The 13992-nt window shown below is 52.4% G+C and carries 10 protein-coding genes and 3 pseudogenes; 3 read left to right on the top strand and 10 right to left on the bottom strand.

Features of this window, described 5'->3' with window-relative positions:
* Positions 1 to 2 precede the first annotated feature (2 nt).
* The 8 genes and pseudogenes from mraY to AACL06_RS06895 all read right to left on the bottom strand — a co-directional run bounded on the left by mraY (position 3) and on the right by AACL06_RS06895 (position 8806).
* A complete protein-coding gene (gene mraY, locus AACL06_RS06930; RefSeq protein ID WP_339036574.1) occupies positions 3 to 1085 on the bottom strand; it encodes a phospho-N-acetylmuramoyl-pentapeptide-transferase in 1083 nt (360 codons plus the stop codon).
* Entirely contained in the window at positions 1079 to 2440 is a 1362-nt protein-coding gene (gene murF, locus AACL06_RS06925) for a UDP-N-acetylmuramoyl-tripeptide--D-alanyl-D-alanine ligase (protein ID WP_339036573.1), read from the bottom strand. Before murF ends, mraY begins: the two co-directional genes overlap by 7 nt.
* Positions 2437 to 3924: a UDP-N-acetylmuramoyl-L-alanyl-D-glutamate--2,6-diaminopimelate ligase gene (murE, locus tag AACL06_RS06920; RefSeq protein ID WP_339036571.1), complete on the bottom strand. Its 1488-nt coding sequence runs from the start codon at positions 3922 to 3924 to the stop codon at positions 2437 to 2439. The genes murF and murE overlap by 4 nt, the downstream gene beginning before the upstream one ends.
* Entirely contained in the window at positions 3911 to 5674 is a 1764-nt protein-coding gene (locus tag AACL06_RS06915) for a peptidoglycan glycosyltransferase FtsI (protein ID WP_339036570.1), read from the bottom strand. Before AACL06_RS06915 ends, murE begins: the two co-directional genes overlap by 14 nt.
* A gap of 41 nt (positions 5675 to 5715) precedes the next feature.
* Positions 5716 to 6036, bottom strand: coding sequence for a cell division protein FtsL (ftsL, locus tag AACL06_RS06910; protein WP_339036569.1), 321 nt, complete (start codon positions 6034 to 6036; stop codon positions 5716 to 5718).
* Entirely contained in the window at positions 6033 to 6974 is a 942-nt protein-coding gene (gene rsmH, locus AACL06_RS06905; RefSeq protein ID WP_339036568.1) for a 16S rRNA (cytosine(1402)-N(4))-methyltransferase RsmH, read from the bottom strand. Before rsmH ends, ftsL begins: the two co-directional genes overlap by 4 nt.
* Positions 6975 to 6976: 2 nt before the next feature.
* Positions 6977 to 7435, bottom strand: a pseudogene (mraZ, locus tag AACL06_RS06900) (division/cell wall cluster transcriptional repressor MraZ).
* A 384-nt stretch (positions 7436 to 7819) separates the two neighbouring features.
* Positions 7820 to 8806, bottom strand: a pseudogene (locus AACL06_RS06895) (IS5 family transposase).
* 361 nt (positions 8807 to 9167) lie between these two features.
* On the opposite strand from AACL06_RS06895, the gene cgtA reads away from it, so the two are divergent.
* Positions 9168 to 10322 (top strand): Obg family GTPase CgtA, encoded by a 1155-nt coding sequence (gene cgtA / locus AACL06_RS06890; RefSeq protein ID WP_339036566.1) that lies wholly within the window; start codon positions 9168 to 9170, stop codon positions 10320 to 10322.
* Positions 10323 to 10629: 307 nt separating this feature from the next.
* On the opposite strand, the pseudogene dacB reads toward cgtA, so the two are convergent.
* A pseudogene (gene dacB / locus AACL06_RS06885) lies at positions 10630 to 12030 on the bottom strand (serine-type D-Ala-D-Ala carboxypeptidase).
* 303 nt (positions 12031 to 12333) lie between these two features.
* Between dacB and greA the strand changes: the two are divergent.
* Positions 12334 to 12810 (top strand): transcription elongation factor GreA, encoded by a 477-nt coding sequence (gene greA, locus AACL06_RS06880; RefSeq protein ID WP_339036565.1) that lies wholly within the window; start codon positions 12334 to 12336, stop codon positions 12808 to 12810.
* A gap of 114 nt (positions 12811 to 12924) precedes the next feature.
* On the opposite strand, the gene yhbY is transcribed toward greA, so the two are convergent.
* Positions 12925 to 13218 carry a ribosome assembly RNA-binding protein YhbY gene (gene yhbY, locus AACL06_RS06875; RefSeq protein WP_339036564.1) on the bottom strand — a complete coding sequence of 98 codons (294 nt, stop codon included), beginning with the start codon at positions 13216 to 13218 and terminating at the stop codon, positions 12925 to 12927.
* Between the two features lie 143 nt (positions 13219 to 13361).
* Here yhbY and rlmE point away from each other — a divergent pair, with 143 nt between their 5' ends.
* A complete protein-coding gene (rlmE, locus tag AACL06_RS06870) occupies positions 13362 to 13991 on the top strand; it encodes a 23S rRNA (uridine(2552)-2'-O)-methyltransferase RlmE (protein WP_339036563.1) in 630 nt (209 codons plus the stop codon).
* Position 13992 lies beyond the last annotated feature (1 nt).

The following is a 13992-nucleotide window of genomic DNA, read 5'->3' as shown; positions in this document are numbered from 1 at the left end:
GATTACCGCACCTTCAGCGTTGCCAGGCCAATCAGCACCAGCATTAGCGAAATAATCCAGAAGCGCACAATCACGCGCGGTTCCGGCCAGCCTTTCAATTCATAGTGATGATGAATGGGTGCCATGCGGAAAACACGTTGCCCACGCAGCTTGAACGATCCCACCTGCAAAATGACCGACAGCGTTTCAATCACGAACACACCGCCCATAATCAATAACAGGAACTCTTGACGCAGCAGCACCGCGATGGTGCCCAATGCCCCGCCCAATGCCAACGAACCGACATCTCCCATAAATACCTGTGCCGGATAAGTATTGAACCACAGGAAGCCCAGGCCAGCACCGACGATAGCGGTACAGAAGATCACTAATTCACCGGCATGACGAAGATACGGAATATGTAGGTAGCTGGCAAAGTTCATGTTACCTGTCGCCCAGGCCACCAGCGCAAACCCAGCGGCGACAAACACCGTTGGCATTATCGCCAGGCCATCCAGCCCGTCGGTCAGATTGACCGCGTTGCTGGTGCCGACGATCACGATATAGGCCAGCAGCACATACAGAAGACCGAGTTGCGGCACGATGTCCTTAAAAAAGGGCACCACCAGTTCGGTGGCGGGCGTGCCTTTGCCTACGGCATACATGGTGAAGGCGACGGCCAGCGCTATCACCGATTGCCAGAAGTACTTCCAGCGGGCGACTAGCCCCTTGGTGTCTTTACGCACCACCTTACGATAGTCATCAACAAAGCCGACGATGCCATAACCAACCAGAACCAACAGCACGCACCAAACATAAGGGTTGGATGGGTAAGCCCACATCAGCACTGAAATGGTGATAGAAGTAAAGATCATGGTGCCACCCATGGTCGGCGTGCCGCGTTTGCTAAAGTGCGACTCAGGGCCATCGTCGCGCACCACCTGGCCGAAGGACATTTTCTGTAGATGCGTGATAACCCGAGGCCCCATCCACAGCGAAAGGAACAGTGCTGTCAGCAGGCTGACAATGGCCCTGAACGTCAGATAGGAAAAGACGTTAAATCCTGAATAATATTTGACCAAAGATTCAGCCAACCAAACTAGCATGGTGTTTTCTCCTGTAGCGCACAGACCACATGCTGCATTGAGGCACGATGTGAACCCTTGATTAACACAGTAATGACCTCATGTTCCACCAGTAATTCTGCCACGCGCGCAATCACAGCTGTTTTGTCCTGATAATGTTCGCCGTTGCCAGACGCCATGCTCAACACCCGGCTCAAACCGCCGACGCTGATCACCTTTTCGATACCCGCCCGACGGGTGGCTTCACCCACCTGACGGTGGTACTCTTTCGCCTCTGCCCCCAGTTCGTCCATGTCACCCACCACCATCACGCGGTAACCCGGCATCTCCGCCAGCACTTGCGCGGCGGTGGTCATCGACCCAACGTTGGCATTGTAACTATCGTCCAATAGCAGCTTGTTTGCCGCCAACACGATCGGGAACATACGCCCTGGCACTGCTTGCAACTGGCTCAGCCCCTGGCGCACTGACTTGAGGGAAGCCCCCACCGACATCGCTAGCGCCGCCGCCGCCAAGGCATTGGCCACGTTGTGGCGGCCCGGCAGCGGCAGCACGATCTCAGCGCTGCCAAACGGGCTGTGTAGCTGGAACTGCGTGCCGTTGCCATCGCCCCGCACCTCGCTGGCGAAGAACTCCACCCCGGCGCTGGCTTGTGGCGAGAAGCACCGGACGGTCTTTCCGCTCAGCATGCTCTGCCAGTGCGGCCAGTCGTTATTGTCGGCGTTGATAATCGCCACGCCATCAGCTGGCAGGCCGGTAAAAATTTCCCCTTTCGCCTGAGCAACCCCCTCCAATGAACCGAAACCTTCTAGATGGGCAGCCGCCAGGTTGTTTATCAGGGCAGCCTGCGGACGCGCCAATGCGCTAGTATAGGCAATTTCGCCAATATGGTTAGCGCCCAGTTCTATCACCGCAAAATCATGCTGCGGTTGCAGACGCAACAGTGTCAGCGGCACGCCGATATCATTGTTAAAGTTACCGGCGGTGTACAGCACCTCACCGCACTCACTGAGAATGGCGGTGGTCATTTCTTTTACTGATGTTTTGCCAGAGGAGCCGGTCATCGCCACCAAGCGCACCGGTACCTGCTGACGCACCCAGGCGGCGAGTTGCCCCAATGCCAGGCGGGTATCTGCCACCACCAACTGAGGTGCATCCAGCGCTAGACGCTGACTTACCAGTAACGCCCCAGCCCCTGCGGCCACGGCAGCGTCAGCACAATCGTGTGCGTCGAAATGCTCGCCCTTCAACGCCACAAAAAGGCAACCGGTGGTCACCTTACGGGTATCTGTCTTCACCTCAATAATTTGGCTATCAGCGCCGATCAACTCAGCGCTTAATATCTCAGCCAGTACCAAAAGGGAGACAGGGATCATGCCAGCCTCCCCAACAGTTGAGCGACAGTGGCGCGGTCAGAGTAGTCCAGACGTCTGTTACCCACCAGTTGGTAATCCTCGTGGCCTTTACCCGCCACCAGCACGACATCTTGTTCCTGCGCCTGCATGATGGCGCTGGTCACCGCTTCAGCGCGGCCAGGGATCACCAGCGCCTGCCCGGCGTCCAGCAGCCCGGCAAGAATATCATTGATGATCGCCTGCGGTTCTTCGGTACGCGGATTGTCATCGGTGAGCACTACCCGATCGGCAAACTGCTCGGCGATCCCGCCCATCAATGGCCGCTTGCCCTTATAGCGATCGCCGCCGCAGCCGAAGACACACCATAACCGCCCCTGGCAATGCAGGCGTGTCGCTTCCAGCGCTTTTTCTAGCGCATCGGGCGTATGGGCGTAATCCACCACTACCGTTGGTTTGCCCGGAGCGTTAAACACTTCCATCCGTCCGCACACCGGTTGCAGACGGCTACCGGTTTCCACCAGCTTATCCAGCGGATAGCCCAGTGCCAGCAACGTTGCCAGCGCCAACAGTAAATTGTTGACGTTGAAGGCCCCCATTAGCTGACTTGCGATTTCGCCATCGCCCCAGTTGGAGCTGAAGCGGAGGGTAGCACCGTTGTCCTGATAGCTGATCGCAGTGGTTTTCAACCAGCGGCAGTGACAGCCCGGCAGCAGTTTATCCTGCATGGTGACCGCCACTGCATCCGGCAATTTTCTTAACCAGTGCTGCCCGACCTGGTCATCAGCATTGATGATCATCTGGCCCACATCATGCCCAGCGAACAGTGTCCATTTAGCCGCTTCGTAATTGGCCATATCACCGTGGTAATCCAGGTGATCGCGGCTCAGGTTGGTGAAGACCGCAGCGGCAAATGGCAACGTCGCTACCCGGTGTTGTACCAGCCCGTGGGAGGAAACCTCCATGGCGGCGAAGGTCGCACCTTGCTCAGCCAAATCGTTTAATTGGTGTTGGAGATCCACCGCAGAGCCAGTCGTATTCTCAGCCGGGCAGACATGGTTCAGCAGGCCATTGCCAACGGTCCCCAGTACCGTACTGGTTTCACCCAGCAGTTGGCTCCATTGCGCCAGCAGTTGCGTAGTCGTGGTTTTGCCATTGGTGCCAGTGACGCCAACCAGGCGCAGACGCTCGGCGGGCTGGTGGTAAAAACGCCCGGCCAGCGCGGAAAGGCGCTGGTTCAGTTGGCTCAGATAGATAATCGGCACGCCATGCATTTCAACGATGGCACCGTCTTCGGCCTGACCATCAGCTTCGGCAATCACAGCAGCAACGCCCTGGGCGATAGCCTGTGGGATATAGCGGCGTCCATCCATTTGATGACCCACAACGGCGACAAAGAGATCCCCAGCCGCAGCAATACGGCTGTCTAAGGTCATTTCCCGCAGCGCGCGCTTTGGTGCCGAAGGCACCCACGGGCCAAGTAAATCGCGCAAATTACGATCTTCCACCTGAACCCTCTTTCTTATTGATTACTAATTCGCTTTTATCACCAATGGGAAACGCATCAGGCTTGACGTTCATGGTACGCAAGACGCCGCCCATAATGGCACCAAACACCGGTGCGGAAATGGCCCCGCCATAATACTTCCCACCTTGCGGGTCATTGATGACCACCACCAGGGCAAAACGTGGTTGACTTGCTGGAGCGATGCCAGCGGTATAGGCGATATAGCGGCTGATGTATTTGCCATCTGGGCCAACCTTTTTGGCCGTACCAGTTTTAATGGCGATACGGTATCCCTTGATGGCGGCTTTCACCCCACCGCCCCCCGGCAAGGCCACGCTTTCCATCATATGCACTACGGTGCGCACTACAGATTCAGGGAAAACGCGTTCGCCAGCGACCGTAGTGTCAACCTTGATGATCGACAATGGGCGATACACACCCAGGCTGCCGATCGTTGCATAGACTCGCGCCAACTGTAACGGCGTTACCATTAGCCCGTAGCCAAAAGAGAAGGTGGCCCTTTCGATGTCAGACCACCGTTGTCTTTTAGGGTATATGCCACTGCTTTCTCCAACCAACCCCAAATTGGTCGCCTTTCCTAGTCCAAAACGCGAGTAAGTATCTACTAACGCTGAGGACGGCATTGCTAACGCCAGCTTGGAAACGCCAACGTTACTTGACTTCTGCAAGATCCCGGTTATCGACAGTTCCTCATAGCGCGCTACGTCTTTGATATCATGGCCCTGAATGCGGTAAGGGAGGGTATTCAGTAGGCTATTTTCTTTCACCACACCGTTCTGCAACGCGGTCATCACTACCATCGGCTTTACGGTAGAACCAGGCTCAAAAACATCGGTGATAGCACGGTTACGCATAGTGTCTTGCAGCGTATCAGCCTTGTTGTTCGGGTTATAGGATGGGCGGTTAGTCATCGCCAGCACTTCACCGGTGTTAACGTCGATCAGCACAGCGGTGCCGGATTGTGCCTTGTTGAAGGCCACGGCATTGTTCAGTTCGCGATACACCAGCGCCTGTAGGCGCTCATCGATGCTCAACACCAGATTATGCGCCGCCTGGCTGTCTACCGAGGAGATATCTTCGATCACCCGGCCATAGCGGTCTTTACGCACGGTTCTTTCGCCCGGTTGCCCGGTCAGCCAGCGGTCGAAACTCTTTTCAACACCTTCGATACCTTGTCCGTCAATGTTGGTCACACCGATAATGTGCGCGATCACCGGACCAGCCGGATAGTAACGGCGCGATTCCTTGCGCAGGAAAATTCCTGGTAACTTCAGCTTGTAGATGTAATCGCTGACCTCTGGGTTGACCTGGCGCGCCAAGTAGACGAAGCGCCCTTTCGGGTTGGTGTTAATACGGTTGGAGAGTTTATCAAGCGGGATATTCAGCGTGTCGGACAGCGCCTTCCAGCGGCTGTCCAGGGTAATACCGCCGCGCGCGTTCAGCTCTTTTGGATCTGCCCAAATGGCGTTGACCGGTACACTCACCGCCAATGGGCGGCCAGCGCGATCGCTGATCATGCCGCGTGCAGTGGGCACTGCCTGCACCCGCCGCGAACGTAGATCACCTTCTTTTACCAGGCGATCCGGGTTGATGACCTGCAAATAAGCCATGCGCAGCATCAATCCCAGCAGCACCAATAAAATACAGCCGCACAGCAACGCAAAACGCCAGCTGACAAAGCTGGCTTGATCTTCTTGGCGTTTCAACTTACCGGCACGCGCGGCTTTCATGCGTTTCCTTCTCTATTCTTCCGTTATTTGGGTTAAACTCTTCATTGTTTAATGATGATATTTTCCTGCGATAGATCAACATGTTGCATATGCAATTTTTCAGTAGCAATACGTTCAACCCGGCTGTGAGCGCCGAGGGCATTCTCTTCCAAAATCAGGTTACGCCACTCGATATCCAATGCGTCACGCTCTAACACCAACTGCTCGCGCTCGGCAGTTAGCAGGCGGGTGTGGTGCACAGTGGTCACCACAAAAATGGCAGAAACCAGTACCGCAACCAGTAAAATCAGTGGGATCTTGGCATTGCGCAGCAGGTCATCGCAAATCACCCCGACCAGGCCGAGACGTTGGTTACCGATCACGCCAGTACCCTCTGTGCAATACGCAGCACCGAGCTACGCGCACGCCGGTTGCCAGCCACTTCATCTTCCGAAGGCATCATTTTGTCCAGCGCTTTCAGCGTGCGCCTCCCCATGCTGCGTAGTTGCTCTTCGGTCAGCGGTATACCCGCTGGCACCTGCGCGCCACGGCTGTGGTGGCGTATAAAACGCTTCACGATACGGTCTTCCAACGAATGAAAGCTAATGATCGACAAGCGGCCCTGGGGAGCCAATACCTCTAGCGTGCCATTAAGCGCACGTTCGATTTCTTCTAATTCGCTGTTGATATAGATGCGGATCGCCTGGAAGCTGCGCGTTGCCGGATGTTTGTGTTTCTCGCGGATTGGACTGGCACCAGCGATCAGATCAGCCAGTTGCTTGGTGCGGGTCATTGGCTCCACGCGGTTTCTTTCCACGACGGCGCGCGCGATGCGCTTAGCGAAACGCTCTTCACCAAAGGTTTTCAGAGCCCAGGTGATGTCATCGGCCTCTGCTTTCATCAACCATTCAGCGGCAGATAGCCCTGTAGATGGGTCCATACGCATATCCAGCGGCCCATCACGCTTAAAGGAAAAACCGCGTTCTGCATCGTCCAACTGCGGTGAAGAAACGCCCAGATCAAGCAGGACGCCATCGATTTGCCCTAGCAGTTCGCGTTCCCGCACATAGTCTGACAAAGCAGAAAAGGGGCCGTGTACGATGGTAAAACGAGGATCATCAATAGATTTGGCGGCTGCAATAGCCTGAGGATCGCGGTCAATTGCCAATAGGCGTCCTTCCGGCCCCAGTTGGGACAAGATTAGACGAGAATGACCACCACGACCAAAAGTACCGTCGATATATATGCCGTTACTGCTAATATTGAGGCAGTTAACCGCTTCATCCAACAGTACGGTGGCGTGTTTGTAGTTTTTCAACATGCTTATAGCGGCAAGTCCTGTAGCCGCTCAGACAAAGGTTCCTGAGGCGACTGTTTAGCATCGATGTCATCCTTGACTTGTTGATACAAAGTCTGTTCATCCCACAGTTCAAACTTGTTGAACTGCCCGACCAGCGTCACTTCTTTAGTAAGGCCAGCATACTGGCGCAGTGTAGTAGCTAGCAGCAACTGACCAGCACTATCCATCTGACACTCACTGGCATGCCCCAACAGCAAACGCTGAACACGGCGCGCGGCGGGAGTCGTACTCGACAGACGGGACAGTGTTTGTTAAATAACTTCCCATTCAGGTAAAGGGTAAAGCAGCAAGCAGGGCTGGCAGAGGTCAGTGGTACACACCATTTGACCTTGCGACTCCTCGTGCAGTGAATCCCGATATCGGGTAGGTATAGCAGGCCGCCCTTTGCTGTCGAGATTGACCATCGTTGTGCCACGAAACATTGCTGAGCTACACCTTCTATGACCATTTTCGCCACTTTACCCCACAAATCCCTACATAATAGAGTGTACGGAGGGTATGAAAACCTTGTCAAGCTAGAGCAGCAGCGCTTTGGCAATATTTCTCTGGTTAACTCGTAAAATAAACGTTATTTATCCTGCAATTAAAAAATTAATACCATGATTAGCGGAGAGAATTTCCTGAGGGAAAGAATCAAATTAAAAATTTGACGAATTGATTATTAATTAATTTATGACTTCCTTCTGTAGCCCTGGCGAACCAAGGCTCCAGGTGGCACGTTACATGCAGCAGAATAGGATATCAGCCGCTGGATTAATAACGTTAAATAAATATTATCCGCACTCTTTTACATCAGTTGAAACCTTTTATGGGGCTTTGTTGAATAAATTATGGGGCTTTGTTGAATAAATCGGATTTGGAATAAATAGTCCCCTGAATGGGCATCTTTCTGGCATACCGGCGAGCGTCATCTTGTTTAATGCACAGATCATGGCCAGCGCCTCTGCAACTTGCCCATCATAATCTCGCAGCAACAGGTGACTACCAAATAGCTGTTTTACTCTGTACCTCGCTGTTGCCGCTATCGAACGTCGGTGGTATCCTGTGATACTTTTCCACCGTGTGTTGTCTCCGGTAACGCGCTGGTTCACCACCGATTGATTTCGCTCTGCATAGTCTGCCGACCAATAACGGGCTCCGCTGCTGGGCGGTATTAACGCCTTGAGCTTCTTGCCCCTTAACTCATCATCACACACTCGCGTATCCTAAGCCCGATCCGCCGAGGCGACTTTGATTTTACGGTACCTCTGACGGATGAGACCTGGGAAGGCTTCTATATCGGTGACATTGCTCAAGGAAAGGTCAGCACAGATGACCTCATGTGTTTCTGTATCTACGGCCAAATGCAGTCTTCGCCAGATCCGCCGTTTTTCCTGACCGTATTTTTTTGCCATCCACTCGCCTTCACCCAACACGTTGAGCCCGCTAGAGTCGATAACGAGGTGCGCAATTTCACCCGGCGTTGGTGTTTTAAACGGGACATGGCCGGACTTTGCCCGCTTACTGATGCAGGTGTCGTCCGGGCAGTTCAACGGCACTTTGATCAGTGTGATAATGGAATCGACGAAGCCCTGGAGGGCGCGAAGTGTCAGGCCGAAAATCCGTTTCAGCATCAATACGCTGGTGATTGCCATATCGGAATAATGTGGTGGGCGACCACGCAGAGAAAGTTTTGCCTCGCAGTACCAGGCGTGAAGTGCCATTTCATCCACCGAGAAAGTGAGTGAACTCCGAGTGATACGGGCGTTGTTGTAAGCCTTCCAGTTGGTGATGTTGAACTTTTGCTGGGCCACGGAATGTCGCTATGTTGACAGTAAGGAGAGTGATCTGATCCGCGTGCCGGCCAAATGTTCGATTTATTCAACAACGCCTGTGTTCGGATAAAAGTGATGTGTATTTAGTTTAGTTGCTCTATCATGTGAATATCATGTGAATATCATGTGAATATCAGAACCTTGCCTTACACTTTTAACACAAAGTAAAATTTTAACCTTATGCGAGTACAATCCGCGACCTTGCGTACTCCCGTACTGGCTGTTCTTATTTGTGAAAAGTTCCGTGTACCACTTTTGTGAAGAATGATGCAGGAAAAATAAACATAAATCTATTATTAACAAATGGAAATGCGGTATTGAATATTGATGGAGACGGCAAATGAAGTTTGTAGATGAAGTAGCGATTCTGGTTGTTGCAGGTGACGGTGGTAATGGTTGCGTCAGTTTCCGTCGCGAAAAATATATCCCGAATGGTGGGCCTGACGGCGGCGATGGTGGTGACGGTGGCGATGTCTATCTACTGGCGGATGAAAACCTTAACACGTTGATCGATCACCGATTTGTGAAAGCTTTCCGTGCCGAGTGCGGCCAAAATGGTCAGAGCAGTGACTGTACCGGCAAGCGTGGCAAAGATATCATCATCAAGGTTCCTGTCGGCACTCGTGTGAAGGATCAGGGCACTGGCGAGATCCTCGGTGATATGACCCGTCACGAGCAAAAGCTGATGGTCGCCAAAGGCGGCTGGCATGGCTTGGGTAACACCCGTTTCAAATCTTCAGTTAACCGCGCACCGCGTCAGAAGACGTTAGGAACTACTGGTGAGGCTCGTGACATTCTGTTGGAACTGCTGCTGCTGGCCGATGTGGGCATGCTGGGTTTGCCTAATGCTGGCAAATCAACCTTTATCCGTGCGGTATCCGCCGCCAAGCCGAAGGTTGCCGACTACCCGTTCACAACGCTGGTGCCGAGCCTGGGTGTGGTACGCATGGATTATGAGCAAAACTTTGTGATTGCCGATATCCCGGGGCTGATAGAAGGTGCCTCTGATGGTGTTGGCTTAGGCATCCGCTTCTTGAAGCATTTGGAACGTTGCCGCGTGTTATTACACCTGGTGGATATCGCGCCGATCGATGAATCCGATCCGGTAGAAAATGCTAAGATTATCATCAACGAATTGAATCAATACAGTGAAAATTTGGCGCAGAATCCACGCTGGCTGGTTTTCAACAAAATTGATTTACTAGATGAGGAAGAAGCCGCTGAACGTGCTAAGGCGATTGTAGCGGGCATGGGCTGGGAAGGTGAGTATTACTTGATCTCCGCCGCCAATCGCGAAGGCGTCAATGCACTGTGCTGGGATGTGATGAATTTTATCAACACCGAACCGAAAGCGTTGGCGATTGAAGAAAGCGCGCTAGAAAAAGTCGAATTCATGTGGGATAACTACCACCGTGAACAAATCGCCGAAGCTGAAGCGGAAGATGACTTGGATGATCAATGGGACGAGGGCGTCGAAATCATTTACCAGAAATAATCCGGCTCAAGAGGCTCAGCGGTGATGAGCCTTTTTACTGCATTATCTGGTATATGATTCTGTAGGTTGTGTCCGGCAATGGCTGGTGGGCGCCGCTGGCAGTTACTTGAACGCACAGCAAGGAGTAGTCTGTGAGGGATGGTGCGCTATAAGCCTAGGTCGTGTTCAAATGGCCCAGCCCTTTGGTTCACGCTCTAATAGCCGGTGCTCCGCGCTGCAGGGTTTGAACATAAGCCCTGTCCCCCTTCCATCTTAATTATGGGCTTTTGTGTCTGCAACGGCGGCAGGGTTAATCACCGGACACAGACTAGCTGACTTTATAAATATCTCGGTACAGGCGGCTTTCGAAGCGTACCAGCGGCACGCGACGTTGTTTCTGATCTTCCGGCGGTACGGCGTAGCCCAACAGATATTGCACGAAGGCCAAACGTTGACCACTGGCGGTGGTTATGAAGCCTGCCAGGTTGTAGACGCCTTGCAATGCACCAGTTTTAGCCGATACCCTGCCATCGACGCCGGCTTCGTGTAGCCCACCACGGTAACGTAAGGTGCCGTCATAGTCTGATAACGGCAGCATATAGAAAAAGTCTAGCTCGCTGTCATGCTGTGCGATATACTGTAGTGCCATGCATCATGGTAGCTGGGGACAGCAGGTTATGGCCCGACAGGCCGGAACCGTCTACCACAACGTTGTTACCCAGATCGAGGCCAGCTTTCTGGCGCAGAACCCGACGTACTGCATCACTACCTGCACGCCAAGTACCTGGTATGCCGAAGTGTTCATAGCCTAGGGTACGAAATACCGTATCGGCGATCATGTTATCCGATTTTTTCAGCATTATTTTCAATAAATCATGCAGCGGTGCAGACTGCGTCTGAGCAATCACCGTACCGATTAGACCCGGCTGGGTTTGGCGTTTCAGATGGCCGTCGATCTGGATGCCTGCGCCTGCCTACGTCAATTCATCATTCAAGATAGCTCCTGCATAACTGGCACCGTCCTGGATGGCACACGCCAGCGGCAGCGGATCGTTGCGCTGGATCAGGCAGCCGGTCAGGGTAAAGCGATTCAACTCAGCGGGCACCATGTCTAACTCGCAGTATTGGGCGTTGGTAGAGCCTCTTGCCAACGTGAGCACTTGGCTTAACATGTTGACCGGGCAATAGGAAGCAACGCGGATAAATGCCATATCTCCTGGGTTTGGTGCACTGTACAGCGATACCGAAAAGCAGTTGCGATCGATAATCGCCGCTGCTGGCGGCGCGCTGAAGCACTGTGTCATGTAGTTCCATGGCCAACCGGGTGCCTTATCATGGCTAGCGAACACTGAAGTATCGACCAGCACGTCGCCGGTAATCTGGTGGACACCCTGTTTCTTTAGGATCTCCACCATGTGACGCAAGCTTTGGCGCTTGAAGGTCGGATCGCCGCTGAAGCGGGCGATCAGATTGCCGTACAGTACGCCGTCTCTGATGCCGCCCTGGCTCTCCAACATGGTAATGAAGCGATAGTTTGGCCCGAGTTGTAATAATGCCGCTAGCGCTGTTAGCACCTTCTGAGTACTCGCGGGTAATGCCATTTGTTGAGAGTGATAATCGATGGCTGATGTGGTGGTACCGATCTTCTGAACTACCAGGGCTAAGTTGGCTCCTGCAGGTAAATGCAGGTAAATGCAGGTAAATATTGTGTGTAATTTTCAACTGGGATCGCCTACGCATTCAGAACAAATGCGCAAGTCAATGCACTGACAATTCGTGAAAAACGCATAATCTTGGGACATCAGTTTGATAACGTGCCGACATACTACGGTGCATTCAGGGAAAAAGTAAACGATGACCCCTGAGGAACTCTAGGATAAAATGCAAAATCGATCCTAGCTTGGGCCCTGTCCTGGGTCAGGTTTCTTTATATCTATCGCTTAGCGGTAGGGCGATGAGCTGACCGCATTTTCATACGAACACGTCAAGATGACGGTTATTTGAACAGGAAAGATTTAGAGGTATTTATACGATGAAACAGATCCCGATGACCTTGTTTGGCGCTGAAAAACTGCGCGAAGAACTTGAATATCTGAAAAGCGTGCGCCGTCCAAAAATCATTGCAGACATCGCCGACGCCCGCGAGCACGGTGATTTGAAAGAAAATGCCGAGTACCATGCTGCCCGTGAGCAGCAGGGATTTTGTGAAGGGCGTATCCAGGAAATTGAAGAAAAATTGTCCAACGCGCAAGTGATCGATATCACTAAAATACCGAATGCTGACCGGGTGATTTTTGGTGCCACTGTATCGGTGTTGAACCTGGATAGCGAGGAAAAAGTTACCTACCGCATCGTTGGCGACGATGAAGCTGACTTTAAGAAGAATCTGATTTCGGTCAATTCACCAATGGCACGTGGTTTGATCGGCAAAGAGCAGGGCGATGTTGTGGTGATCAAAACTCCTGGCGGTGATGTGGATTATGAAATCCTGAAGGTCGAGTATCTCTGATCGTACCCACTGAGGCAGAAATGCCCAAGTGGGTTGTAAAGAAAGGAAAAAGGCCACCAGTGACCTTTTATCTGAATCAGGTGCATGGCATTTTTGCGTCAACTTGATCCTTAATTAACGCGGTATATTGATCTTGCGCTCTTTCGATGGTAGGTAAAGAATAAGCGTACTACCAATGACTTGCACGTTGCAGGCACCGGTTTTACGCACGATAGCGTCGGCGATCAAGGTTTTAGTTTCGCGATCTTCAGACGCGATTTTTACCTTGATCAGCTCATGATGTTTCAGAGCTTGTTCAATTTCAGCCAGCACCCCCTCGGTGAGACCTCTATTACCCAGCATGATAACCGGTTTTAAAGGATGCGCTAGACCTTTCAGGTGCTGTTTTTGTTTATTATTTAGATGCATTGTCTTTTTTACTTAAGTTGGGATTGAAAACGAGACATTCTACCGCCATCTCATGTGTATCGCCAAATCGGTCTTTATCGACGGGGGCCCACATGAGCAGTGATCCTGGCATAAGACTCTCTTTACGATAGTTGGAAAACCAGATGGCTAATAAAAAGCGCTCTGCTAGCTCTAGTCGCTGGTTGCAAGAACACTTTAGTGATAAATATGTGCAGCAGGCGCAGAAAAAAAGGCTGCGTTCCCGCGCCTGGTTTAAAATTGATGAAATACAGCAGAGTGACAAACTTTTTAAAGCAGGCATGACCATAGTGGACTTGGGGGCAGCGCCGGGTGGCTGGTCGCAATACGTGGCTACCCAAATCGGCGGTGCGGGTCGCATCTTTGCTTGTGATATTTTGCCGATGGACCCTATCGTTGGCGTTGATTTCCTTCAGGGCGATTTTCGTGATGAATGGGTGCTCAAAGCCCTGCTGGAACGTGTAGGTGAGAGTAAGGTTCAGGTAGTTATGTCTGACATGGCTCCGAATATGAGCGGCACCCCTGCCGTCGATATTTCAAGATCGATGTATCTGGTGGAATTAGCATTGGAGATGTGTCGTGATGTCCTCGCACCAGGCGGAAGTTTCCTGGTGAAGGTGTTTCAGGGAGATGGCTTTGACGAGTACCTACGGGAAATTCGCTCCCTGTTTACGAAGGTTAAGATTCGTAAGCCAGACGCTTCCCGCGCCCGTTCGCGCGAAGTGTACATTGTAGCGACAGGGCGCAAGCTGTAGT

This window comes from Serratia symbiotica (Periphyllus acericola) (assembly GCF_964019515.1).
Classification (GTDB): domain Bacteria; phylum Pseudomonadota; class Gammaproteobacteria; order Enterobacterales; family Enterobacteriaceae; genus Serratia; species Serratia symbiotica_D.
This window is presented reverse-complemented; position numbering and strand designations above follow the sequence as displayed.

What these genes read in the sequence shown, in the direction of transcription:
- rsmH (WP_339036568.1), bottom strand. Translation starts at nt 6,974, where the DNA reads ATGTTGAAAAACTACAAACACGCCACCGTACTGTTGGATGAAGCGGTT.
- mraY (WP_339036574.1), bottom strand. Translation starts at nt 1,085, where the DNA reads ATGCTAGTTTGGTTGGCTGAATCTTTGGTCAAATATTATTCAGGATTT.
- rlmE (WP_339036563.1), top strand. Translation starts at nt 13,362, where the DNA reads ATGGCTAATAAAAAGCGCTCTGCTAGCTCTAGTCGCTGGTTGCAAGAA.
- cgtA (WP_339036566.1), top strand. Translation starts at nt 9,168, where the DNA reads ATGAAGTTTGTAGATGAAGTAGCGATTCTGGTTGTTGCAGGTGACGGT.
- murF (WP_339036573.1), bottom strand. Translation starts at nt 2,440, where the DNA reads ATGATCCCTGTCTCCCTTTTGGTACTGGCTGAGATATTAAGCGCTGAG.
- yhbY (WP_339036564.1), bottom strand. Translation starts at nt 13,218, where the DNA reads ATGCATCTAAATAATAAACAAAAACAGCACCTGAAAGGTCTAGCGCAT.
- greA (WP_339036565.1), top strand. Translation starts at nt 12,334, where the DNA reads ATGAAACAGATCCCGATGACCTTGTTTGGCGCTGAAAAACTGCGCGAA.
- AACL06_RS06915 (WP_339036570.1), bottom strand. Translation starts at nt 5,674, where the DNA reads ATGAAAGCCGCGCGTGCCGGTAAGTTGAAACGCCAAGAAGATCAAGCC.